At 56.6% G+C, this 25,659-nt stretch carries 15 protein-coding genes; 5 read left to right on the top strand and 10 right to left on the bottom strand.

The genetic code is table 11. The features are described from left to right. Positions 1–223 precede the first annotated feature (223 nt). Entirely contained in the window at positions 224–2,215 is a 1,992-nt protein-coding gene (locus JUK32_RS20320; RefSeq protein WP_204140695.1) for a serine/threonine phosphatase, read from the top strand. Positions 2,216–2,217: 2 nt separating this feature from the next. Here the strand turns inward: JUK32_RS20320 and JUK32_RS20315 are convergent, their stop codons facing one another. Together JUK32_RS20315 and JUK32_RS20310 are read right to left on the bottom strand one after the other, a co-directional pair. Next, entirely contained in the window at positions 2,218–2,676 is a 459-nt protein-coding gene (locus JUK32_RS20315) for a DUF6691 family protein (RefSeq protein WP_204140694.1), read from the bottom strand. Between the two features lie 50 nt (positions 2,677–2,726). Continuing rightward, positions 2,727–3,146: a YeeE/YedE family protein gene (locus JUK32_RS20310; RefSeq protein ID WP_204140693.1), complete on the bottom strand. Its 420-nt coding sequence runs from the start codon at positions 3,144–3,146 to the stop codon at positions 2,727–2,729. 210 nt (positions 3,147–3,356) lie between these two features. On the opposite strand from JUK32_RS20310, the gene JUK32_RS20305 reads away from it, so the two are divergent. After that, positions 3,357–5,045 carry an alpha-glucosidase gene (locus tag JUK32_RS20305; protein ID WP_204140692.1) on the top strand — a complete coding sequence of 563 codons (1,689 nt, stop codon included), beginning with the start codon at positions 3,357–3,359 and terminating at the stop codon, positions 5,043–5,045. A gap of 237 nt (positions 5,046–5,282) precedes the next feature. On the opposite strand, the gene JUK32_RS20300 is transcribed toward JUK32_RS20305, so the two are convergent. The 6 genes from JUK32_RS20300 to patD all read right to left on the bottom strand — a co-directional run bounded on the left by JUK32_RS20300 (position 5,283) and on the right by patD (position 15,153). Continuing rightward, positions 5,283–7,802 (bottom strand): type II CAAX prenyl endopeptidase Rce1 family protein, encoded by a 2,520-nt coding sequence (locus JUK32_RS20300; RefSeq protein ID WP_204140691.1) that lies wholly within the window; start codon positions 7,800–7,802, stop codon positions 5,283–5,285. Positions 7,803–8,287: 485 nt separating this feature from the next. Then, the gene (locus JUK32_RS20295; protein ID WP_204140690.1) at positions 8,288–8,926 is read right to left on the bottom strand and encodes a Uma2 family endonuclease; all 639 of its coding nucleotides are present in this window, start codon (positions 8,924–8,926) and stop codon (positions 8,288–8,290) included. Positions 8,927–9,172: 246 nt separating this feature from the next. Further along, positions 9,173–12,184 (bottom strand): hypothetical protein, encoded by a 3,012-nt coding sequence (locus tag JUK32_RS20290; RefSeq protein WP_204140689.1) that lies wholly within the window; start codon positions 12,182–12,184, stop codon positions 9,173–9,175. Beyond that, the gene (locus JUK32_RS20285) at positions 12,169–13,473 is read right to left on the bottom strand and encodes an ATP-binding protein (RefSeq protein WP_204140688.1); all 1,305 of its coding nucleotides are present in this window, start codon (positions 13,471–13,473) and stop codon (positions 12,169–12,171) included. Before JUK32_RS20285 ends, JUK32_RS20290 begins: the two co-directional genes overlap by 16 nt. Before the next feature lie 260 nt (positions 13,474–13,733). Continuing rightward, complete coding sequence (locus JUK32_RS20280; RefSeq protein ID WP_204140687.1) at positions 13,734–14,528, bottom strand: hypothetical protein; 795 nt, start codon at positions 14,526–14,528, stop codon at positions 13,734–13,736. Positions 14,529–14,775: 247 nt separating this feature from the next. After that, the gene (gene patD, locus JUK32_RS20275) at positions 14,776–15,153 is read right to left on the bottom strand and encodes a heterocyst frequency control protein PatD (RefSeq protein WP_204140686.1); all 378 of its coding nucleotides are present in this window, start codon (positions 15,151–15,153) and stop codon (positions 14,776–14,778) included. 402 nt (positions 15,154–15,555) lie between these two features. Between patD and JUK32_RS20270 the strand changes: the two genes are divergently transcribed. Then, positions 15,556–17,910: a bifunctional (p)ppGpp synthetase/guanosine-3',5'-bis(diphosphate) 3'-pyrophosphohydrolase gene (locus JUK32_RS20270; protein ID WP_204140685.1), complete on the top strand. Its 2,355-nt coding sequence runs from the start codon at positions 15,556–15,558 to the stop codon at positions 17,908–17,910. A gap of 207 nt (positions 17,911–18,117) precedes the next feature. On the opposite strand, the gene JUK32_RS20265 is transcribed toward JUK32_RS20270, so the two are convergent. Further along, positions 18,118–19,914 carry a PP2C family serine/threonine-protein phosphatase gene (locus JUK32_RS20265; protein ID WP_204140684.1) on the bottom strand — a complete coding sequence of 599 codons (1,797 nt, stop codon included), beginning with the start codon at positions 19,912–19,914 and terminating at the stop codon, positions 18,118–18,120. 613 nt (positions 19,915–20,527) lie between these two features. On the opposite strand from JUK32_RS20265, the gene JUK32_RS20260 reads away from it, so the two are divergent. Both JUK32_RS20260 and JUK32_RS20255 read left to right on the top strand, forming a co-directional pair. Next, positions 20,528–20,950: an NfeD family protein gene (locus tag JUK32_RS20260; RefSeq protein WP_204140683.1), complete on the top strand. Its 423-nt coding sequence runs from the start codon at positions 20,528–20,530 to the stop codon at positions 20,948–20,950. Positions 20,951–21,340: 390 nt separating this feature from the next. Then, positions 21,341–22,309, top strand: a complete 969-nt coding sequence (locus tag JUK32_RS20255) for an SPFH domain-containing protein (RefSeq protein ID WP_204140682.1) — start codon at positions 21,341–21,343, stop codon at positions 22,307–22,309. Between the two features lie 122 nt (positions 22,310–22,431). Here the strand turns inward: JUK32_RS20255 and JUK32_RS20250 are convergent, their stop codons facing one another. Further along, complete coding sequence (locus JUK32_RS20250; protein ID WP_204140681.1) at positions 22,432–25,482, bottom strand: Calx-beta domain-containing protein; 3,051 nt, start codon at positions 25,480–25,482, stop codon at positions 22,432–22,434. Positions 25,483–25,659: the final 177 nt, after the last annotated feature.

The following is a 25,659-nucleotide window of genomic DNA, read 5'->3' as shown; positions in this document are numbered from 1 at the left end:
CCCACACAAGTTGCGATCCCTCAAAATTGTTTCCGGAGGGGCGATCGTCCCCCTTGAACAGTTTTGAGTTGAGCAATTTATTTTTTCGCGTCAGGGTCGGGCACACTAGGCAAGATAAGATGACTGAATTTGTGTGAATCCACTCATTTAGAATTCTTCCGGTAAGCTATGGTGATACAGCTTTGCCCAATGCTTACCGACATAGCAGTTTAGGTCGCTGGCCATGTTTGTCTGTCCGCACTGCCAATCTGAGAATCCCCTTCAAAATCGGTTTTGCCAAAAATGTGGCAAAGCGCTCAGGGAGTTGCAGGCCATTGTGCTGCCCATTGATGGCCCCAGCGAGTGCTCATCCCAGGAGACCGCCCCGGTAAACTCAATCGATGCGGCCTCGCCGTCAGCGACCGCTGTGGCCACCGTCACCACGTTGCTCACCCCCCAAAATCGCCTCAAAGGCCAAGAACGCTATCAGCTCAGACAACCGACCGATGCCGATAAACCCCTCAGCGGTGCCGTCACCATTCTGAGCATTTTGGACTGTGAGCCGGCTGCCGATTCCCCGCTGGTCGAGTTTTTGGAAAATGCCCCAGACGATCTAGATCAGGCCGCGATCGACCAAATGATTCCCCCGCTGGCCTTTCCTTATTGGGAACTCCAAGAGTCACTGTATCCAGTAGTGCCAGAACTGCAAGCTGCCTGGCAAACTGAGGACTACGCCATCACGGTGATCGAAGATCGCACAACTTGGCGCACATTAATGGATCTGGTCAGCGCGGGGTTAGTGGAGCCCTTGGAGCTTGTGCACTGGTTTTATGAAATCATCGCGTTGTGGATCATCCTGTCGCCCTTTGCTGCTGAAACGAGCATCTTAGAGCCTGACAATCTGCGGGTCGATGACGACCAAATTGTGTGTCTCCAGCGTTTAATTTTCAACCCTGATGACACGCCCCCCACGCTGCCCACCTTGGGGCAACTGTGGCAAACCTGGCTGGCTCAGCTGGCGCTACCGCAATCTGAACGCTTAGATGACCTGGTGACGGATTTGGTCGCAGGGGTTTTAGACGACCCCACGATCGTCCAAAATCGACTGGTCGAGATTGCCGACCACTTATCGGATCCTGCAGCGGTGCCCCCACCCGCCGCCGATGAGGCTGCGCCGCCGCCCGTCGAGCCCGCCGAAGATTCCCTGGCGGCCCCAGAAGTATTATTGGCAGCAGCGATCGCCCCTGCCTCCGAGGCCACCACCATCGCCGACTCACCTCTCCTGGGCGTCGAAGACCTCTTGCTTGTCCCAGAACTCGAAGCCGACCCCAATGACTCCTTGACCGCTGAGGTGACAAGTGATGATAGCAACCTGGGTGACCTGCCCACCATGGCCTTGCCCATGCGACTGTATCGGCTGGATGAGGCCGGGCGCACCCATGTGGGGCGGCAACGGGCGCACAACGAAGATTCCTTTTTTGCCCATACTGAGATTCAACGGGTGAATAATCCGGCGGGCACTCAGATCACTGCCCGGGGACTATACATTTTGTGCGATGGCATGGGGGGCCATTCGGGGGGTGAAGTGGCCAGCCAAATTGCGGTCACCTCCCTCAAAGAGTATTTTGACGAGTATTGGCAAGGTGATTTGCCTGATGAAGATGTCATTAGAACGGGCATTTTGCAGGCTAACCAAGCCATTTTTGACCAGAATGAATCGGAAGAGCGGGCGGGTAATGCCCGGATGGGCACCACTTTGGTCATGGTGTTGGTGCATAACAGTCAAGTCGCCGTGGCCCATGTGGGGGACAGTCGCCTCTATGGCCTGACACGGCAGGGGTTAAGCCAACTCACGGTCGATCACGAGGTGGGGCAGCGAGAAATTAATCGCGGGGTGGAACCAGCGATCGCCTATGCCCGCCCCGATGCCTACCAACTGACCCAGGCCCTTGGCCCCCGCAGCAATCAGGAAATTGCGCCCACCATTACGTCTCTCACGGTTAGCCAAGATACGCTGTTGGTGCTGTGTTCGGACGGGCTCAGCGATAACGAACTGCTGGAGAGCCACGTCGAGTCACACCTCACGCCGCTGATGCGCACCAAAGTGAATTTAGAAGACGGGGTAGCGGATTTGATCGATCTGGCTAACGACCACAACGGCCATGACAACATTACGGCCATTGTGGTGCGCATGAAGCTGCGACCTCATCTCAACGCCGCCAACGAGACAGACTAGGGCTATTTAGTCACGGGCTGTGAGGGGGTCGGTGATTGGGGGGCAGCCAGTCGGGGGGCGATCGCTCGATACGCCAACGATCCGGCAATCATCGCGGCCAGAAAAATAAAGGGATTGGCAATGCCCAGCACCGTTGCGGTAATCGCTGGCCCCGGACAATAGCCGGCAATACCCCAGCCGATACCAAACAGTCCCGCCCCGATGAGTAGCGGGCGATCGATATCGTTACGGGTGGGCAGATAAAACTTGGTGCTAAAAATTGGGTGAGGTCGCCGCAACACAAAGCGAAAGCTAATCAGCGTGACCAAGACGGCCCCGCCCATCACAAAGGCTAGGGTCGGGTCCCAATCGCCTGTAACGTCTAAAAAGCCGAGCACTCGTTCGCGATCGATCATCTGGGATATGCCCAGTCCTAAACCAAACAATAATCCGGCAATCAGGGCTAACCCTTTTTCTCGCATGGTGATGTTCTCCTGAAATGGGTGAGTTAAATGAGTGAGCGGTTGTCGGACTAGAGGCCGATCACGTGGCGCGTGATGAAGACCGTCACAGCAGCAGTGACCATAAAGGTCATGACGGCGGCCAGCGATCGCCCCGACAAGCGTCCCAGCCCGCAGACCCCGTGACCACTGGTACAGCCATTGCCCATACGAGTGCCAAACCCAACGATAAAGCCGCCAATCACCATGGCCCAGGGCGCAAAGGTTGACGTGGGGGTGGGCTGAGGGGCCAACCCATATTCATACCAAGCGCCGCCCCCCAACATGCCGCCCAAAAACCACCAGCGCCACTGTTCGGCTCGGGCAAAGGTCAGCGCGCCATTCACCATGCCGCCAATGCCCGCAATGCGACCGTTAAAGGCTAATAAAATGGTGGCGCTTAGCCCGATCAAGATGCCGCCAATCAGTCCGGCAATCCAGCTTGCTTCCATGACATCATCCCTTGAATAAATGCTTTACAACTATACAGTAATATTTGAATTCTAGCGATCACTTTTTGGGGTGGATCATCCCCTTCGATTCTGCCTTGTCAGACTCGATCCGTAGGCGGCTTTGTGAGATTTCATATTACTTTTAGTTCCCCATAGCTGCTAACCGCCATGATGGAAGGGCGATCGCGCATTATTGCAGGCCCCATTTTCATGATCCAGTCCAATTTTTTTCGTTCTCATCGCTGGTGGGAAACTGGCGTCATCTACCAAATCTACCCTTTGACCTTTGCCGATGCTAACGGGGATGGCACTGGGGACTTGCGCGGCATTATTCAGCGACTGGACTATTTGAATGACGGCGATCCGAAGAGTCGCTCGGCCTTGGGGATCGACGCCATTTGGCTGTCGCCCATCAACAAATCCCCCATGATCGACAATGGCTATGACATTGTCGATTATCAAGACATTTGCCCCACGTTCGGCACGTTAGCAGACTTTGACGAGTTGCTGGCTAAAGCCCACGATCGCGGCATCAAAATCATTCTCGATTTAGTGGTGAACCACACCTCAAATCAGCATCCCTGGTTTGGGGAATCTTGCCGCAGTCAAGACAACCCAAAGGCCGACTGGTATCTTTGGCAGACCCCGTTTGAGGGGCGCGATCGCCCGAATAATTGGCAGTCTTACTTTGGCGGCAGTGGGTGGACCTATTGCGAACAGCGCGATCAGTTCTACTTCCATACCTTCAACCAAAACCAGCCCGATCTGAATTGGCAAAATCCTGACGTCCGCGCCGCCATTTATGACATTGTGCGGTTTTGGCTGGATCGTGGAGTCGATGGGTTTCGCCTGGATGCGTCTAGCGTGTACAGCAAGGATCCCTACTTTCGTGACAACCCGCTGAAATATGGCGCGACCGACAAAAACGATTACAACAATTACCACCACCTCTACGACAAAAATCTGCCGGACAATCACCAAATCATCCGGGAACTCCGCGCCATTTTGGAGACCTACGATGAGCGCGTGCTGATTGGTGAAACCTTCATCGATAACCGCCTCTACGATTCCGTGATTTTTCACGGCGTCCATAATGACGAATTGCACCTACCCATCACCTTTGAATTTCCCTTTAGTCCCTGGTATCCCGGTTATTTACAGCGGGAAATCGAGAAACAAGAAAAGATCAACCCACCCGACGCTTGGCCCTGCTACTTCTTGGATAACCACGATCTGCCTCGGCATCTGTCGCGCTGGGTTGAGTGCAGCCTCTGTGTTGATACCCAAGCGATCGCCAAGGCGGCAGCCACGCTGCTGTTGACGATTCGGGGCACGCCGCTGCTCTATTACGGTCAAGAGTTAGGGATGGTGGACAACACGGAGATTCCCCCGGATCAGCTGCAAGATCATGCCGTGCTGAAAAGCGCTACGGGCGAAACCCCGCCGCCCCGTGACGGTGCCCGCACCCCCATGCAGTGGGATGACTCACCCCAGGCTGGATTCAGCTTCGGTAAAGCGGTCGAGCCCTGGCTACCAGTGCACGCCAACTATGCCGATGTGAATGTGCAGAGCGAACTGGCTGACCCGGACTCTATTCTGAATTTCTATCGGCGGCTATTGCAGGTGCGGAACCATAGCACAGCGTTGCAATCTGGCCGTTGGCGGCCCCTCATCCATTATCCCCATGAGCATCTGGCCTATCTGCGGGAAACCGAGACCGAAACGGTGCTGGTGGCGATCAACTTTGCCTATGAGCAGCCGTTTACTCTAGATGTACCCGTCGATCGCACCGGCTGGCATGTTCTGCTGTCCACCGACTATGAAACCGGTAGCACCATCGATTTGCCCGACCACCTGCAATCCTTTGAAATCAGTCTCCTGCAAAAGCATGCCGAATGATCCACGGCGACCGCTTCATTTCGGTTCAGTGCATGGGGGGCGGACAGGCCACAGCACAGTGCGGACTTTAAATTTCAAAATTCAAAGTTCAAAATGCGGTCGGATTAAGCTTCTGACGGCTCTGGCTGTCCGCCCCTAATCCGTGGACGCGAGGTGCGATCGCGCTTGATTGCTGAAGATGGGGCCGTGCGGTGCGAGCGGCACGATGGCAACGCAGCGTTGGGTTCTGGCAACTGCTCAACCGTTGGCCGTGGCGTCCGGGCTCCTACCCTGCAATTGCGCCAGACCGCCAAAGCCGTAGAGCCAAGCCACAACAACCAGCCAATGCACCACGGTCACCGCCAACATTGACCCGGTGAGGCCGTATAGCACGGTTAAGACCAGTCCAATCCAACAGGCCAGCAGCAACAAACGGCGATCGCGCAATACTCCTCCAGCTTGGGGCCGGAGCCAACTGAAGGCGAAGTGGTACAGCACAAATAAGCCAATACTGAGGGCCGCCCACGCTAACCAGCGCCATGTGGGTACGCCTTCAGTCGGGTGCGGTAATAAGCTGACCCGGAAGATGATTTCCTCCAGCAGAGCGGGTATAAAAAACAATTTGACTAAATTCAGCACCGCTTTGAGCGGATTGTCTACGTTGAACTCAGCATGCAGCAGGCCGCTCCGCCGCCCGTAACTGAGGGTGACAGCAGCGATCGCCCCTAATGCCAGCAGGGTATAGCCCACCACCGCGCCGGAAAGGGGGACGGCAAAGCTCCGCGCCAGCCGCAGCGCCACCCGCGACACGCCAGGAATCAGCCCAAACAAAGCCGTGGGAGGGATGGGCGCGATCGTCGGGTCATCGCCGCCAACTTGGTTGGGCCGCAAGAACCAGAGGTCGGCTCCATTTTTGAGAAAGATAAACGCGATATCGTCCTGTCCCCAGCGGGGCATCATCGAGCGCCAGCTCAAGATCCCCGCTAGCAAGCCGCTACGGGTAGCCAACTCGTTGCCCCGCGCGTTGACTCCAGCCAGGGTTTCGGCATTATTCTGCCAGTCGGGACGGATCACGCCGTAGGGGGCCAAGGACTGGCGCAAATCGGTCGCTAAAGCCACGAACTGCTCAACTTTCTGGACCTCGGGATCGTTCGGGTTGGCCTCAATATATGACTGGACGTTGGGATCTTGTTGCGCCCGCAAGCGAATTTGCTCGGTCGCAATAAACAGCGCCTGGTTCGAGTCCTGCATACAAGAGGTGGCGGGCGAAATTGCCGTGACTCCCGCCCCATCGCCCGTCCGATAGCGGGCCGCAATAATCTGCGCCTGAATCAGCAGTTCCCGAAATAAAGACAGCGTGGTGTCGCCGAGCTGCAAGTCTTCGATGAAATAGTCGAGCTTGACCACAATATCGGACAGGGGTCGCTGCCCCAGCCAACCCCGCTGCATGTCGCCCGTGTAAGACGCCCAATCGTGGGTGCCGGCGATGATCGCGCCCCCATTGTGGGTATAGATTTGCTGGTAATTAATTTGAAATTGCGGTTCCTGGGCGATGGGCTCTTCGATCACTTGGGCCAGCCCGTAGGCAAAGTGTCCCGTCACCGTACCCGCCGGGGTGAATTCTTGATTTTCGCCACCGATGCCCCCAAACAGATGCATCAGCAGCGCATAGTCGCCCACCTGCCAGGCCGCGATCGCCGCCTCTGGAGTCTCCGCTGTGGGACTCACCAGCACCTTTTGGGCCAGTCCTTTACGCTCTGGAGTATTGTTCCAGTTCTGGCGATCTAGATAGTTGCGTCCCGCTTTTTCGCCCAAGATGACTTCATCTGGGTTGAGCTGCATGAGGTGGCGCGGCTTCAGCGCCTGCACCGTAAACACGCCTGCGTCATCCCGCGCACCATATACATACCAGCCCTCGCTACCGGCCGGGGAGTCGGCCAGTTCGTGAATATTGGAAAAGAAGCGATCGCCCTTCAGCATGGGCTGCTGGGGAATGCGAATCGTTTCGGCTGGCCCGGTGAAATCCTTGGTGGTCGCGTTGAAATGCTGGACTTGGAAATATTCCGTTGGGCAGGGGGTTGCCCCTGGGCACGCTTCTGGCAAGGGCTGATCAACCGTCGTATCAGGTTCCAGCACCTGCACCAGAGCATATTCGCGCCCCGTCACTTGCACGGGTTCTAAACCCACCCGCACCACGGGTTGACCGTTTTCATTGGCTAGCACTGGGTCGCCGACTAGCTTGACGGTGACATCGTCTTTGGGGCGAGCCCCCGCCAGTGATTGCAGTGGCCCCACGTTTTGCCGACCATCTAACCGGATAGGCACAATAGTGCCCCCCTCCCAAAACTTGTAGGCGCGATCGGAAAATGCCACATCCCGCGTGACGGCTTCCACATAGGACTGAAGTAAGGGGGCGTCCTGCCAGGCGACTTTGACCTGCTGCCCCAATAGTTCTGGATTGGCCGGGGTATGCCACACTTCTAACCACGCCCAGTCGCTGGGGTCAGCGGCATAGTCCTCTTCGCTGGGCAAAATGAGTCGCCCAGTCCAGTCGCCCAGGGGCCGATAGGTCGCCGCTGACGGTAGCGCCGTGATGGGATAGGTCGTCACCTGGTTAAACGGTGCGGCCTGCGCCAACTCGTAGTTCGACTCGGGCGCATCGGCACTGGTCCCAGAGACGGATAGCACGATCGCCGCGATCGCCCCCAGGACAACCCATCGAGATCGGTGGATCAGTTGCCGCGTCAAACGTAAAGCGCCCCAAGAATATTGATGCATCAAAAAAGTCTGGAGTGTAACAGTATGGCGATCGCGCCCTGCCGAATTCGCATCCAGTGCTCCCTGTGCGTACCAGGCAAGTTCCGGTTAAACGACTCAGTGGCTACGATGGCTAATTAGCGTACCATCTTCTCTGAACCCTGAAATCTAAAGTATGGTAAGCGACACCAATCGTCATTTCAGGGTCTTGGCAAATTAAATTGAAGCGTTGCCATTAGGATGCCTAGACAGCGGTGGGGCGATCGCCCGCTGGACAGGCGAGTGCGATCGCGGCCACACGTAACGGGTGGGCAGTTCGTAGGTTGCAGAACCTCACCGCCTACGGCACCTCTCCTTGCATAAGGAGAGGTTTATCCACATATCGGCTTTGTTGTTCACCGATAACGGCTCAGAACTCCGGTTCCTCTCCTTGGCTAAGGAGAGGCTAGGTGAGGTCGAATCACTGCCGCAGCCAACCCACCACCAACCCGAAAAGCTACCAAGGCTCAAGTACCAGCTATTTGCTCCCTGATCCACTGGCGAAACTCTTTGACCCAACTGGTTTCACCCATTGTTTGACTCTTTTGCAAAAACTGCAAAATATCGGTTTGCTTGAGGATGGGTAGAACTTGGGAGGTTTCTTGCGGTTGATATTGGCCGCTGACGAGGCGATAGATCAACAATGCTTCACCATCAAAACGCCAAACTTCTGGGACACCAATCGCCGCGTAAATCTCCAATCGATTGAGCGAACTCTGAGTATTGTCTACTTCAATCGCTAGATCGGGGGGCGGATCCACGGATAAATCAATCGCATTCTTGCCCCGCACCGCTGGTTCATTTTGAATGTAGAAACACTCATCGGCTTCCAACCCCTTTTGCAAATCTTCGCGGCTCCAGGTCGTCGATCCCAGGCTGGCAATTTCAGTTTCAGTTTCCTCGGTCGTCACTTCGACTAAGCGCCCCATCAGGCTTTTGTAGCGCTCGTGAGGCGGCAGCGGCACCATGATTTCTAAAGTCCCCTGGTTATACGTCAGGCGTTTGCTCGGCTCCGCCTCTAAATCATGAATCAGAGCCAGATAGGTGGCCCAATTGATGCCATGCAACACCATCAAATTGCTGGGGGCGACGAGCGTAGCGGTCATAGAAAACCTCTCGATGATGGGTATCTAGCCATCACTGCCAATATAGCGAAGTGTTTTTGAACCTCACCGCCTGCCGCACCCAACCCACCACTGCCCCGAACGGTGCCCCCGCCGGACTCGCCGTCTAATAACAACCCAACAACTCCTTCTCCGCTTCAAGGCAAAACTTGAAAGATGTAATACTTCTGAACGCACAAAATCAGGAAAGAGCTGGATTAATTGAAAAACACGAATAGCAAGTTGTTCTTAATCTGAAGGATTTGCCTGGCTCTCTAGGCTATAAAAATGCCAGCACAGTTGCACAACAAGCATAATTAAGAAAGCAGCTGAAATGAATAGTCCCTTGTGCATACCTTGTAATAGTACACTCGCTTCTTCCTTGAAATCTGTCCATTCAGATTGTCCTTTTACTAGCATGTACTTTAGGCGTACGTTTGCTTTTCCCAGCTTGTCCCGCTCCAGCTTCGCCTCCGCTGCTTTCGCAGTGGCTGCTTTCACACTTGCTTGTGCCTTCTCCAACGCCTCCATCAGCCGAGATTGTGGCTCCTCGCGGACGTAGCGCACCAGGTAGTCATGCACCAGTTGATACCGATCCTCCGGTTCCTCCGGCACCTCAAACACCAGGCCCGACCCCACGAGAATGTTCACCACCATGGTGAGCTGATCCACCTTGAAGGGCATTGCCACCAGCGCCAGTTCGTATTCCAGTTCTTCCCGCGTTTTCAAGGGGCGATAGAGACGCTGTTCGCGGTCTTCGTCCGTGAGCAAATAGAGCACAATCCAGGCGAGGTTTTCGTTGGGGGGGCCGCAGTCGCGGACGACGTAGGTGAGGTAGTCCTGCACCAGTTGTTGCTTGGGCCGATCGCCGATCGCGGCATACTGCTCCAGCGTGTTGATATCGGCGCGCTGGAGCTGCGCCCCGACGACCTGGAGTTCGATCGGGCGCACGTCTCCGGTTTCCGCCGCCAGGTCAGCCACCAAGCGGTGGATCAAGTCTTCGGCGATGGTGTACTGGGCAGCGCTAGTGAGCTGGCGAATCACCGCTTCCGCCGCCGCCGGACTGAAATTGGCGAGGGGATAGCGCTGGTCGCGGCTGAGCAGGTCTTGATCCTGCATTTGGCTGGCGGCGTTGATGACGGTTTCCGCTTCTAGCAGGTGGTGCAGGTAGTCTTCGCGCAGGGCCAGCACCACTTTCACAAAGGGTTGGTCAATGCACTGACCGAGAAATTCGTAGAACTGGCGGCGGTCTTGGGGGTCGTCTTTATCAAAAAAGAACTCCTCAAACTGGTCAAAGATCAGCACAAAGGCGCGATTTTTGCTGACCCCCTGCCGCAGTTTACCCATCAGCACTGTGCCTGTGACGGGGGCATCGTCCGCTGAGGCAGCGGGCGAAAACCACGGCGCGAGGGCGTTATCCAAGGCAGCGTTGAGACTTTGCGCCCAGTTGCCGTAGGTCTGAATCAGCAGGGGGATCGTGGGGTTGCCTTCAATGGCACTCCCCTGCCGCCGCAACATCGGCACCAGTCCCGCCGTGAGGATGGAGCTTTTGCCCACCCCCGATGGCCCATGAACGATGACAATGGCGTGGGGATTGCCCCGCAGGCGTTGGGCCAGTTGCTCCACATCGTATAGGCGACCCGACGCCCGAATTTCTGCTGCCACTGCCGCTTCGGTGATGGTGTCGAACTGCGTTGGCGTCGCCAAATGGCGGTGGGGCTGCACCGCTCCGGCTCCGATAAAGGCCCGCAGGTTATAGCGATATTCCACCCGTCGCAGCTCTTGCTTAACGCAAAAGGCTTCCCAATAGTCCCCCAGCTCAAAATAATGGTGAATCAGCTCTTCCAGCACTTTCAGGTGCAGAGTGAGATCCACCTCAGGATCGGTTTCCCGGCGAGCGTCTTCTAAGTAATGGATGGCGGCGTGGGGATCGCTGAGGTGCATTTGCGCTTCCCCCAGCAAAAAGCGATACCAGCCCCGCTGAAACCGTTTGGCCACGGCTAACGCCTGGGTGAGTTCGCGATCGCCCGTTTCCCCGTCTTCCAGTTCGGCCTCAGCGGTGTCGAGAATATCCAGGGCTTGAGCAGCTTCACTCTGGGCGGTGAGCCAGTCTTCTTTAATCAGGGCCACTTCGGCGAGAAACCCGTGGTCGCGGGCCAGGCGCACCGGATCATGGGTTTCTTGATGCAGGGAAATTCCTTCGTTGGCGAGGGTTTCCAGCGTCGCCCAATCCCGCTGTTTTTGCAGCACTTCCGCCAGCACGTGAATGAAACGGGCGAGGTGGGGCGTTTGGTCGCGATCGCGAAACTGCCCCACCAACTGCTCAAAATAGCGCCGCGCCTGCCGCAGTGACGGGTCATAGGTGGCTCGCTGCACCACGGCATAGGTGCGCCACCACAGCCCGAGATGGAGCCACAGCACCGCCCGACAATCTGCGGCTGTAAGCCCCTCGGCATCGAGGATGGGAGACGGTTCAGGGTCGGCGGGGGCGGCCCAAAAGGCCAGACTGCGCTCATACCGGTCCCGCGCGGTGTCCATTGCTAAGCGGCTGTGGGCCTCCCGCCCCTGCAAAAAGTCGAGACTCGCTTGCAGGCAGGGGTCGGGGGTCACGTTTTGGGCGGTTAGGTCGGCCACGGCAAATTCCAGCTCGCTGCGCAGGGCATCGCTGCCGATGAGGCGAATGGAGGTGCTGGACAGTTCGCGATCGCCCCCGCGCGCCAGGATCGTGTTGAACAGCTGCTGCGTCCCCGCTTTGAGGGCATGAATCAGTTCGCCCACAGGCAGGTGGAAGGCGATCGCGGCGGGGGAAAAACTGCGGGAGTCGGGGGCCTGTTGGAGAAACTGCTGCCGCACCCGACGATTCATCCACAGGGCAATGGGAAACGGAAACTGTTGCCGCAAGTCGTCGCGCCCCATGTTGGTGGCGTGGAGCACCGCTTGCAAATCGGCTCTGGTGAGGTAGTCTAACCCCACGATCACCAGGGCGGGCGGCGGGCGATCGGCGGTGGCTTGCTGAATGATTTCGCGCAGATTTTGAAACTGTTGGGGCAGTTGCAGCACCGCCGCCAGTCCCGCGTTGACTAGATCTTGGTTGACCAGGTGACGCAGCCGATGATAATCGCACCCCAGGGCAATCAGGGAAAATTCTCCCTGGGCGAGTTGCAGGGCGTTGCGCAACTCTGCTAACGCCGTCTGGTTATGGTGCAGCAGTTCCGCGTCGGTATAGGCGTGTCCGGTGTAGTCGTCTAGGTCGCCAGCCACTGTTTGTAGCCCTCGTTGTCGGCTAGAACGGGATTGATATCGACCCAGCGCCCGCGATCATCCCGATACTCATACAAAAAGAGTCCCATTAGCAAACTATTGTACTCATCATTGCCTTGGAAGGTGCGGGCCTTGACGGCCTGGGCCAGCAGTTGCCATTCACCCGCGTCGATGATGCCAACCAGCTCATTTTGTTCATCCCGCAGTTCTTGTTCTAGCGTCTCAGCGGTGATGGGCAACCCCTGTTTGCGCAGGCAGCCCGTGACGTAGCGCAGCACATTGCGCACATGGCCTCCACTGGCGAGGCAGAGGCGATCCAGCGTGGCCGGATCGTCAAAAATAGCGGTGATGTGGTTGAGGCGATCGCCCGCACTCACATCGGGAAAGGCCCGCGCCATCACCATTTGCCGCAGCTTGGCCATGCTGGTGGGATTGATCTCACCGTCAATGGTTTTCACCGGCACCATGGTCAGCACCCGAGGCCGCAAGCCAAACCGATTCATCAGCATGGGCAAATCGTTGGAAAAGACTAGCTCTAGGGGAATGGTGTAGATCACATGGCAGTCCAATCGCTTCAGTTGATCCCCGCGATCCACAAACAGATACTCCGGCTGCGATCGCCCGTTGGGTTTCGCATTCCGCAGCATTTTTTCGAGGTTGTCCGCGATCGCCACCAGCCCCTGTTTTCCCTGGGCTTTGAGCTTGGCGATCCCCGGGGCCAGCAACTCCCCATTGATCGCGTCCAAAATGTTTTTCGTGCGCGGTTCCAGGTACTGGTGGAGCTGCGATCGCAGATTGGTACTCTCCTTCGACTGGGCGGTGATTTCCGCAATGCCCACGGACAAGGTCACATCCGAAATCTCGATCGGCATCTGCAACGTCTCGACAATGCTGCGAAACAACCGCTGAAAATAGGGCGGTTTCAGGGCAATGTCCGCCGCTTCTAAACTGGCGCTAATCTGCCGCGCCATCACCAGCAAAATATCCGTCACCTCCACATCCGCCAACTCTAGATCTAGCCCTGAGTCAAAGTAGACAACGTGAAAGCCCGCCTGCTGGAGCCGCTGCCGCAGTTGCAACAACTCGGTCGATTTGCCCGACCCGACGTGCCCCGTCAGTAGTTGAGTCGTGGCTTCATCGGGCGATAGGTCGATGATGGTGCGGGCCAGCTCGCGCACAATGTCGCCCCCCCGCACATCCGAAAAATCAATGTAGTAGCGCGGGTCTGACACCGGATTGCCCGGATTCGATGCTTTGAAAAAATTGCGGAGGAAACTAGCATCCACCATCGCGACCCCACTCCTGACGGCACGACTTTTATAGCACGTCCACTCCAATAGCAAGGATGGCTCAATGACGTCAGCTCCGGCTGCCCAGGGGACGGTTCCCTCGAACTTCCGACCATATCGGTTAATTCGATAGGGAACCGTCCCCTCACCCCGTCCCCGAAGCCACTGGTGCGCTGCTCCTCTTTTTGCTCTTGCGGAGTGGCGTACCAGTGGCCTGATCTGGCTAGTGAAAGAAAACTACGTTTCCTGATGGACTCCCCTTAAGGGCACTGTGCCAGATCCTCAAGGATTACTGTGTTGTTGGGCCGTTGACGGGGAACCCACGCTTTGCTGCCGTCGTAGATGCTGACCGCGATAAACGTATTACCATCCCATGTGCCATCCCTCAAAGGCACATCAGGCGTCAGGTCATTGGTTCGGTAAGCGGTATCGCCCACCGCATAGCGACCTTTGATGGCTGAATTAAATGAAGGGGCTGAGTACACGTTCGTCGGTACCTTGATGCCAAAACAAGCAATCTGCTGAGGATCACCAGTGACGGGGAAGGTCGCCGCATTCAACCCCGGATTGGAACATTCTTCAGGCGGATACTCCTCCAAGAGTTGTGTGCCGTCGGGTGTGTAAAGCGGCACCCAAGCAGTGTTGCCGTCGTAGATTGCAACCTTAACGAAATTGGTACCGACGCCGAAGTTGTTCCATGCGAACGTGGGCGGGATGGTGGTGGCGTAGGCTCTGTCACCAACTCCGAAGCTGACCCCCGCATCTGAGTCAAAAGATGGGGTTGTGTACAGACTAGTTGGCATTGTGACGTAATAGCAGAAACCATTCGCACCTGATTGATTTTGGGCCTTTGATGGGTTTTGAGCGCTGGGCAAGAACATTGCGAGAGAACTCGCGAAAATGCCTAGCCCCAAACAGGCGGCAGATTTTCGCCACAGTCTGGAGGAATTCACGCGGGCGGATGATGGGTGAGATAAAGGTTGTTGTGGCATGACGGTAGTCTTTCCCTGGTTGTTGAACGGGAAAAGACAAACACCGATCGCGAGTTTAAACATTGCTGTCGCCACTCACCGCTGGGCTCGATGTGAGCGAGTCACATCTTGCGAGTCGGGTTGCCTCGCCCCGTGGGGGTCAATTCCAAGATGCCTGACTTTTTTAGATACGTCGATAGGGAAAAGTTCAGGACTCCCTTGGGTATTCCACACAAAACCTCATCTATGTTCAGGTTTGTAGGGCTTTCGTACTATTCAGGCGATCGCTGTGAAAGACTGAAAAACCTTGCTGAGCGATCGCTGACACCGTTCATGACTCGGCCATCGCGGCCTGCAAGCCCTGGCAGAACGCCAATAGCGTCTGGAGCTGCTGTTGCATCTGGGCCTGGCGTTTTTGAAGCGTTACCGAATTTTTGGCAGACTGTAAGAAAGCCACATCCATGCCCAAGAGTCGCAATGCTCGATTGATCTCAGTTTGGTAAGACATAAACTTTTCGGCGGTGGGTGATGCCATGAGGGTGGGCAGCAATTGCGTTTGGTACAGCTGTTGGGCTTGGAGAAACTGTTGCTGGAGCGATCGCCCATTCACCTGAGCCGCTTGCGCACTATTTTGGAGCCCGATCAACTGCTCGACAAATTGCGCCAAAAGTTCAATGGCCGTCGTTTCAGCATTCGTTGTGTCAGTCATTGCTGCCCTCTTTCTGCCTATTCATTTGCGCGTCCCATGACATTGAGACCGCAAAACTTTCAAATAATTGCGATTTACCCCAACCAGAGTTAACTCGGTATAGAATTCCTCAACTTTGTTTATAGTAATGAGATAAACCCGTAACAATTACGACTTTTAGTTAGTAATTCCGTTCTACTTTTAGCCAGCGTCTAGGCTTCTTTGCTGAGTCAAAAACCCTCACCCATAGGGTCAGATATGTCTCTGATGGAGAACTTTTCTGCCGTTTCGGTGAGGGCACGATTACTCGCTTTTTTTGACTAGAACCCGTGACTCTTGCTGCTTCATGAATCCCTACAGCCTGCGTAGGTTTTTCCGCTAGTGCATCACTAGCGACCCTGTCGTTTATTTTCGTTCCCCGTGATGGCCCACTCAACCGCGACCCTTCCGCAAGACTGCACCGTGCCCGATTGGCTCGCCAACTGCCTGCTGACCCAGGATGAAGAGTCAGCCAGCGGGCACCATGACGGCAATGGCAATGGTCATCACGCTGCTGCCGCGATCGCCCCTCCGATCAACGGCAAAGGGGCCACTCCTCAAGCCCTGGATGAAGCCGGGTGTGATCTGGTGAGCCGGGCCTTTCAATTTGCTTACACCCTGCACGAAGGCCAAAAGCGAGCCTCAGGCGAAGCCTACATTTGCCATCCCATCGAGGTCGCCTGTTTGCTGCGGGACTTGGGCGGCGACAGCGCCATGATTGCCGCCGGATTTCTCCATGACGTGGTCGAAGACACCGACGTCACCGCTGACGAAATCGAAGCGAATTTTGGCGAAGAAGTGCGCCACCTGGTCGAAGGGGTCACCAAGCTCTCTAAATTTAACTTTCACAGCAAAACCGAACGGCAAGCCGAGAACTTTCGCCGCATGTTTTTGGCGATGGCCCAAGACGTGCGGGTGATTGTGGTGAAACTGGCCGATCGCCTCCACAACATGCGCACCCTGGAACACCTCAAACCCGAAAAACAGCGCCGCATTGCCGCCGAGACCTTGGAAATTTTTGCACCCCTCGCCAATCGCTTGGGGATCGGTCGCTTCAAGTGGGAACTGGAGGATTTATCGTTCAAATATTTGGAACCCGATGCCTACCGCATGATGCAAACCCATGTGGCTGGCAAGCGCACCGATCGCGAAACTCGGTTACAGGCAGTCGCCTCCACCCTGCGGGAGCGCATGGAGCAGTCGGGGCTCGGCATCGTAGACGTGAGTAGCCGTCCCAAACACCTCTACGGCATCTTCCGCAAAATGGAGCAGCAGCAAAAAGATTTCAGTGAGATCTATGATGTGGCGGCCATTCGCCTGATTGTGAATACCAACGAAGACTGTTATCGGGCCTTAGCGATCGCCCACGATGCGTTTCGCCCGATCCCCGGTCGCTTTAAGGACTACATTGGCCTGCCCAAACCCAACCGCTATCAGTCGCTGCATACAGTGGTGATTGGCAGCTATGGTCGCCCGATTGAAGTGCAAATCCGCACTTTGGAAATGCACCACATTGCGGAATACGGGATCGCCGCCCACTGGAAATATAAGGAATCCGGTGGCGCGAGCACGACCCCCGTCTCCGCGGACGAAGAACGCTTTACCTGGTTGCGGCAACTGCTGGAGTGGCAGAGCGACCTGAAAGATGCCCAAGAGTTCATGGACAACGTCAAGGGCAATCTGTTCGACGAAGATGTGTATGTCTTTACGCCGGATGGCGATGTCATTTCCCTCACGCGAGGAGCGACTCCCATCGACTTTGCCTATCGCATCCATACGGAGGTGGGCAACCATTGCGCGGGCGGGCGGGTCAATGGCCGCATCGTGCCCCTCGATACCCCGCTGGAAAACGGCGATATTGTCGAAATCATTACCCAACGGACGAGTCATCCTAATCTGGATTGGTTGAACTCGGTGGTGACGGCGAGCGCCCGTAATCGCATCCGGCAGTGGTATAAGCGATCGCACCGGGATGAAAACATTGCTCGCGGTCGCGACATGCTCGAAAAAGAAATGGGCAAAAGCGGGCTGGATGCCATGCTCAAGTCTGAGCCGGCTCAGGCGGTGGCCGAACGGTGTAATTACCCCAGTGCTGAAGATTTGCTGGCGGGTCTGGGTTATGGCGAAGTGACGTTAAATCTCGTGGTCAACCGTCTGCGAGAAGCTGTCAAAGAACACCAGCCCCTGCAGTCGCGCCACCCGAAGACGGCGGAAGAAGATGCCGAAACCTTGTTGGCGGAGGCGATCAGTACGCCCACTCGCCCTGCTAAGACGCACTCTGATTCCCCCATTTTTGGTGTTGAGGGGCTGCTGTATCACATGGCGGGCTGCTGCAATCCCCTGCCGGGTGAGTCGATTATTGGGACCGTATCGATGGGCTCGCGGGGCATTGCCATTCACCGTCAAAACTGTCCGAATGTGGAACGCATTCCGGGCGATCGCCTCATCCCCACCAGTTGGAACTTGGAAGAAGCCACCGCTAAACGGACTTCTACCTATCCGGTACAGGTGCGCATCCAAGTCATCGATCGCGTCGGCGTGCTCAAAGATATCCTTAGTCACCTGTCCGACCTCGATATCAATGTTCACAAAGCCCAGGTCAAAACCTTCCCCGGCCAAACGGCGGAAATTGAATTGGGCCTGGACGTGCGGGATCACAACCATCTAGAGCAGACGTTTACCCAATTGCGCAAAATGACTGATGTGCTCTCGATCCACCGTGTCAGCGAATCCGGGTAAGGAACACAAGACTTACGGAAACGCTGATGTCGGGCCCTTCCTCAAGGCTGAGGGTCGGAGAGAGCAATGGGCTGCAATGAGGTTTATCCGAACATTTTGGTGCGTGCGATCGCGGGTGAACATCATCTCTCAATCCAGACCACCCCAACCCAAACGACCGCCAGAAACTAATTTCTGACGGTTACTGATGTTGCCCAGCCGACCCGCTTATTCGACGGATTCGACATCACTCTCGGTGGGCGGTGCCGATAATTGACCGGCGATCCACCAGCCAAAGACCCCCGCAAAAAAGAGAATGCCCACCGCCACCGCCGCGATCCACCACTGCGGCAAGGTTGCGGTCGGGCCACCTTTGGTATTTTCGGTATGGGTCGCCGCGTCTTCTTCGCCATAAAGCAGTGCTTTCGAGGCATCGGTGAGGTCTTCTGCTGCTGCGTCGTCGGCCTCGGTGGGCGCTGTGGGCGCTGCCCCAAACGCATCTGCCAACAAAGGCTTAACGTGCATCAGGGCGACGGCGACATTGTCGTGACCGTTCTTCTGGTTCGCGAGCTGAATCCAAGAATCCACAGCGGCCTGCAGCGAAATGATGTCTTTGGTGATCAGGCCAATGTAGTTAGCCCAGGCATTTTCTACCTGATAGTGATCACTCAGGCCGTCCGTACACAGCAGCAATACCCCTTCCTCATCCAGCGTCAGCCGCTGCACGTGGGGGGTAAGGTATTGGCTATTACGGGTCCCGATCGCCTGCGTGAGGGAACTGGCTTCGGGGCGATCGCGCAACGTACTGTAGAAAGCCCGTCCGGCGAGGGTTTCCCGCCCCGCGATGTCGTCATCCACAGTGAGCAAATGGCAATAGTCGGGGGTGACCCAATAGGCGCGACTGTCGCCCACTTGGGCGATATACACCTCTTCGACCTGAATCCAGCCATTCGGGGTCTTGATGCGTTGGGGCACCACGAGCGCCATGACCAGAGTAGTGCCCATGCGCTGCCGCTCACTGCGACCCTGCAAATCATTTTGCGCATTGACCAGATCATTCACCACGCGAATGGCCGCTTCGATTTGTTGCGCCACGACTTGCGGCGGCACGGCAATCTCTTCCCGACCACATTCCGCTAAGAGCCCTTGCAGTTGGGGACGCAGCGATCGCACCACAATCTGACTGGCGACCTCTCCCGCTTCGTGGCCGCCCACCCCATCACACACAATCGCGATGCGCGGCGTCGGCATTTCTGACTGCTCGCCAACGGGAAAACAAGCATCTTCGTTGCGGGGTTGGTTGGGGCCGGGGTCGGTATTGCCTGCCACGCGAAACCGGGGACGATAGGTGGCGGATTCCCGCAGCAATAAATAATTGAGATCAACGGCCAGTTGCTCTGGAGCCAGCTCGCTCGTGGTCATCGACTGCACCAGATTGGTCAGGGAGGCGGCGATCGCCCCCTGAGCCGACTCGATGAGTCCGGCCCAGCTCGCGCCTAAATCTTGTAAGGTCGGGGCCTGCTCATCGGGGATAAGTTGCAGTAGCCGGACTCGCCAGCCCTCTACTCGAACATTTTCTGCGTCGAGCAAACTATTCGCGACTTTGAGCGGCTCCAGCACCTGCCAGAGCTGCCAAATCTGCCACAGCCAGGACAACTGCCGTACCGCCGACACCTGCGGCCACTGCTCCGCTAATGGGGAAAACAGCAACCCAGAGCGGGCATTGATCGGGGCATTTTCGAGTAAAACCCAGGACTCTTTTTTGCCTGTTTGGGGCAGCACATCATAAACCCCTGGCACATGCAGCCGTTGCCGATGGGCTTGCAGATACGATCGCACCATGGGTGGCCAGGCGTCTGGGGGCGACGGGGGCGTTTCGGGTTTGAGGTCTTGCCAAATGTGGGGGGCAATCACCTCATAGCGATCGCCGATGGTGTCCCCCACTGCGACCGCTTCCGTCCCGGCCCCAATGGCCCAGAGACATACCCGCGTTTGTGTTCCGACTCGCTCTGCACTTACTGTCATTGGTTCAGATGGTCTACGTCCATCACAACACTGCCGATCGCTTGTCCTGACGCTAGGGTCAGGAAATTAGGTTAATCCTAGTGGATCTTTTCGTTTTTGCTCACTCAATTTGCGGCATATTTAGCGTCGCACCCTAAACCTAAACGAATTGTGCTGATTGTACGTAACTCTGGAAAAACAGCGCCATCATATTGATGAAGCGTTACTCATCGCGTGGTTTGTCCGCTGAAAACCAGGTTCAAAGCCGCCCTCAAGGTGGATTGCCGCCGGGTCAGGTCACTTGGGTCACCCAGGGGGGTGAGGGTTGCCGGTCAGTAACCTGATGCCGTCAACACCGGAGGCGCTGGCCGAAGCAAAGGAGATTTGAGCGATTTTCAGGGAAACGGCATGGTTATGGTGTAGTTTCTACTGAATTTCAAACATCCCCGATTTTGGAGGGCGATTTTCTCGCGCTGAGGGCAATTTTGTCGGTGCTGGCAGGCGACTCGCGCCGCCGCGATGTCGGTTGTCGCGATCGCCCCTGTGTTCCGTTTGAGGGCGGTGACATCAATTTGTTGTCCGGGCGACTCGATGGGTCACAGCTATTAAGACGATTTTGGATTTTGGGCCGGCTATGAGTCTTCCTCTGTTTTGGTTAGTCGTGGGCGGCGTGCTCTGTTTAATGGAGCTGCTTTTGCCGACGGCATTTATTGAAGCCACGCTGGGGGTCAGTGCCCTCGTGGTCTCCGTTGTGGCGTTGGTGATACCGCAGTTTTCCATTCAGGTGGCGATTTGGATGGTGCTGTCGGTACTGGCAAACTGGGCTCTCAAGCGCTTTGTGCCCAAACGCACGCCCTACACCCTGGCCGACTCAACCGAAGCCCGCACCCTCACCGCGATCGCCGCTGGCCAAACGGGCCGCGTGTTGTATGAAGGCAATTCTTGGCAGGCCCGCTGTGATGATCAGGAGACCACGATCGGCGCTGACGAACCCGTCATCGTCGTTGGCCGCAAAGGCAACACGCTCTTCATCATGCCCGAACACAGCATTCGTTAGTGACTGATGACATCTCCATGGTTTCGAGTATCCCCCGGCTTTCGCCCCCTTTCTCAAAGTCACTACGGACTTGCTTGCTTGTATGTCTACCCGCACCCTAAATCCCCCTCCTAAGGCTGGGCTGCTGCGTACACACATCTTGGCCCTCACCCCCAAGCCCTCTGGGCAGGCTACGCCAACGGCCTCCTTCGCCTGTTCTGGGAGAAGGGGTTGGGGGATGCGGGGAAAGCCTGCACAGCAAGAGGTTCAGAACTTATGTGTACTGAGTAGCCTCAGTCTGAGAGAGGGACTTGCTCTGGCTCCCCTGCTCTCCAAAACGGAGAAGAGACTGGGAGATGAGGGGGGCCTGTATCGTTCTATCCACATTCGCCGTATTTGAGGAAATTGAGTATGAATCCCATTGTTTTCTTGATTGTCTTAGCGTTGGGAGGTGGCGTTGCATCTAGTGCCGTCAAAATCGTGAACCAAAGCGACGAAGCCCTCGTGGAAACGCTGGGTCGCTATAACGGCAAAAAGCTTACTCCCGGTCTGAACTTCGTCACCCCCGTCCTCGACAAGGTGGTGTATAAGCAAACCGTACGGGAGCGGGTGCTCGACGTGCCGCCTCAGTCTTGCATCACCCGCGACAACGTCTCCATCTCGGTGGATGCCGTCGTTTACTGGCGCATCATCGATTTAGAAAAGGCCTACTACAAGGTTGAGAATTTGCAAGCCGCCATGGTGAACTTGGTCTTGACCCAGATTCGCTCGGAGATGGGCAAGCTGGAACTTGATGAAACCTTTACCGCCCGTTCCGAAATCAACGAGTCGCTGCTACGGGAGTTAGATATCTCCACCGATCCGTGGGGCGTCAAGGTCACCCGCGTCGAACTGCGGGACATCATGCCGTCCAAAGCCGTGCAAGATTCGATGGAACTGCAAATGGCGGCTGAGCGGCGCAAGCGGGCCGCCGTCCTAACGTCTGAGGGGGAACGCGAGTCAGCGGTCAACAGCGCTAAAGGGAAGGCTGAGTCAGAAGTCTTAGCGGCAGAATCGGGCAAAAAGGCGGCGATTTTAGACGCGGAAGCCCAGCAAAAGGCGATCGTTCTGAAGGCGCAGGCTTACCGTCAGGAAGCGGTGCTCAAAGCTCAGGCGACCTCGGAAGCCATGGCGATCATTGCGGACAAGTTGCGTACGGATCCGCAGGCGACCGACGCCTTGCAGTATCTCTTGGCGCAAAGCTATATCGAGATGGGCCAGCACATTGGAGAAAGTGGCAGCAGTAAGGTCATGTTTATGGATCCGCGCACGATTCCCGCTACCCTCGAAGGGATGAAGGCGATCGTCGGCGACGGCAATACGAACGCCCCTCTGTCGTAGACTTCGCTGGGTCAAGTACTCCATCCAGGTTGCCGTGGCTCGTCATCTTTCCCCAAAGGTGGCGAGCCACTATTGTAGGCTCGCGGCACCGTGATTCAGCCCCCTGGGCAACTGGCGAAGACTTACACAGGTGTGCGCCCTTCAGCCCGGCCAGAGAGCATATAGTGCTCAAAGCCACTGGCAAAGCTGCCACCCGCCACGGCGGCGGCGACATCGCCATAGCGGGCCAGATAGGCACTCTGGTCAAATAGTGAGGACGGGTCGCGCCCTTCGCGTTGGCCGAAGGAGAGGAAGTGATATAGCGCTAGCGCAACGTCACCCCGCTGCACCGCCCCGGCGACATCGGGGTTTTGCTGGAGGTAAAATGCCTCTTCAAACAAGAGCCCTGATAAACGTCCCTCTGCCGCGCCGAATTCGATGTAATGTTCAAACGCACTGTCGAAGCCGCCTGCCGTTACCGCCCCGGCGACATCAGGGTTGCTCACCAGGTAGTCACTGGCATCGAAGAAGGCACTGGGGTCGCGGTTTTCGCGGTGGCCAAAATTGAGGAAATGGGCGATCGCCGTTGTTTCCCCCCGGCTCACTGCTGCCGCCACATCGGCATTTTGCGCCAGATAGTAATCGGTATCAAACCAATCAGAAGGACTCCGCCCCTCGTTGATGCCAAACTGCACAAAGTGCTCAAACCCGTAGCGCAAGCCGCCCTGCTGCACCGCTGCCGCCACATCCGGGTGATCGCTCAGGTAGTCGGTTTCGTCGAATAACGGCGCGATGCGGAGACCGCCAATTTCGACGTTGAAGTCGACTACAGGGCTTTGGTATTCCAGGCCAGTCAGGATGGTTTGGCGCGAAACCCACTGCTCAAAGTTAAAGACCCCGGCGATCGCGACACTGGCACTCGGAGCCGGTGGAGCCACATCGTTATCCGCGATCGCGATACTTTGATTCGTCGTCGCCCCCAACAGCACCCCCGCCGAAGGATTGCTCAGCGATAGCGTGGCCGTTTCCAGCCCCTCTATCAGCGCATCATCCAGCACGGTAAAGGTCGCGGTGCCCGTCGTCTGCCCATCGAGAATGGTGATCACAGCTTTGCTGAGGCTGTAGTCTCCAGCGGTAATGTTGCTGCCGGTGACGTTCAAATCGATAGTTTGGTCGCCGGTGACCGCCCCATCAGCGATCGCCGTCACCGTAATCGCCGTGCCGTCGGCTTCGGTGCCGCTGGTGGCACTGGCGGTTAAATTCACGGTCTGAATGTCGTTGTCTGTCACGGCCACCGCGATCGCGGCCACCCCCAAACCGTTGTATTTGTTGTCGGTGCTGGTGACTTTCGCGTTGATCGTGCTGCTGTGAGCCCCTTCGATCGCGGCAGCATCCACCGCCGTCACCGTTACCGTCTGGGCCTGATCCCAGTTGGCCGTGGTGAAGGTCAAAGCCGTTTGATCGAGCTGAGTTTGTCCGTCTGGGGTGAAAGCGATCGTCACCTCAGCGGTCGGCTGGGAGTCGAGCACGACGGTATAGCTGTCGGTGGTGCCCCCTTCGGTGACGGTGGTGGTGCCCCCCGATGCCACCACGGTAATGCCCGCCGTGTCGTTGTCGAGGGTGGTCACTGTCACTTTTTGATCCGCCAGCGCATCAAAGGCATCGTCACTGTCGGCAGCAATCACGCTGAGGGTCAGGGTGCTAGTTTGGTCGCTATCGTCATCGTCATCGTCAACGCCGTTCACCGTGACGGTTTGAGCCACATTCCAGTTGGCCTGAGTAAAGGTCAGTGCAGCCAAGTTGACTGTGGCTTCGGTGGCATCATCACTGACCACTGACAGCTTGACATCGCTGAGGGGCTGACTATTCAGTACGACAGTAAAGGTATCGGTCGTGCCTGACTCATCCACTTGCGTCGTGCCACCAGACTCGATGATGGTGAAGCCGGGGCTGTCGTTATCAGCGATGTTGAGGGTGGTGGTGGTTTGAGGGCCTAAGTTCCCCCCAGTTGGATTCTGCAAGCTCAGGACAAGGGTTTCGTCACCTTCGGTGGCCTTGTCATCAATGAGGGCAATATCGACGGTCTGGCTGGCTTCACCGTCGGCAAAAGTCACCGTGAGGGGAAAGCCGGGGTCGGTGTAGTCGCTGCCGCTAGTCGCAGTACTGGTTCCTTGCAGGGCGATTTCCACTGAGGCCGTGCCAGTGGTAAAGGCGCGGGTAACGGTTACAAGTTGGCTGGTACCGTCACCTTCGTTGTTGGTGTAAGACGCTTGAGAAAAGGCAATGTTAGCGTTGGCTACCTGGTAAGACTCGTCAGTGGTCGGCTCGGCAGGAGTGAGGGCATTGCCTGCGAGGTCTTGGATATTTTGCGCTCCGGCTAAATCTAGGCCGACGGTGCCGTTGAGGTTGGCGAGGTCGCCGCCGGAGAGGGTGATTTCGTAGGTGTCGCCGTTGCCTGTAACGTTCGTGACTGTAGCCGTGGTGCCATTCACCTCAAAGTCAGTCTTATCGACGTTTTGCACTGCTTCGGTAAAGGTCGCTTGGAAAGTCAGCGTATCGGCGTCTGTCGTGCCGACGGTGGGTGTTTTACGAGTAAAGCTGGTGACGCTGGGATTGGTTGTATCGTTCACCGTAATGGTGAAGGTTTGAGGCACAGCGGTATCCACACCACCGTTAGCCGTGCCGCCGTTATCTTGCACCGTGACCTTGAAGTCTGATGTGCCGACTGCGGTTGCATCAAGCGTATAGGTCAGTTCGCCTGTGGTGCTGATGCTGGGCGAGACGCTGAATAGGCTGGCGTTAGTGATGCCGCTGACGGTATAGGCCAATGCCGTTTGACTAGCTTCATCCGTGCCGCCGCCGGGGGCAAAGGTGGCCCAGTTCGCAAGGGTAACAGCAGTTTCGCCGCGCTCGTTGGTCGCTGGATTGGTTGCACTGAAGCTCGGTTCATCGTTGACTGCCATGACGCTGACCTGGGCCGTGACGGCTGGGGTCGATGCGGCACTTTGGTCATCTTGGGCCACGACGGAGAAAGCATCCAGAGTGCCGTTCGTATCGGCATCGGGTGTCCAGTAGGCATTGATGCCCGCCGTGATGGTGTCATTCGTCCCAGCCGCAAAAGCTGTAGCACTACCCGCATCGGCTCCTAACAACAGGGTGCCACTGGTAACCGCTTGCACCTCAAAGCTAGTCACAGTGCCGTCAATATCGGCTTCATTACCCTGGGCGGCAAGGTCGGCAAAGGTCAGCTCTACCAGCGCATCTTCATTGGTGGTCTCTACTGGCGCCGCAAAGCTAGTACCGCATGGCGGAAATGCATATATCCTTAAGGAGTGAGTTTTAGAGGCTGACGTCGAATGCCTGGTCCCGCC

Origin of the sequence: Halomicronema sp. CCY15110 (genome assembly GCF_016888165.1) — a bacterium.
Classification (GTDB): domain Bacteria; phylum Cyanobacteriota; class Cyanobacteriia; order Phormidesmidales; family Phormidesmidaceae; genus Halomicronema.
Note: the sequence above shows the minus strand (reverse complement) of the source record. Positions and strands in the feature narration are given on the sequence as shown.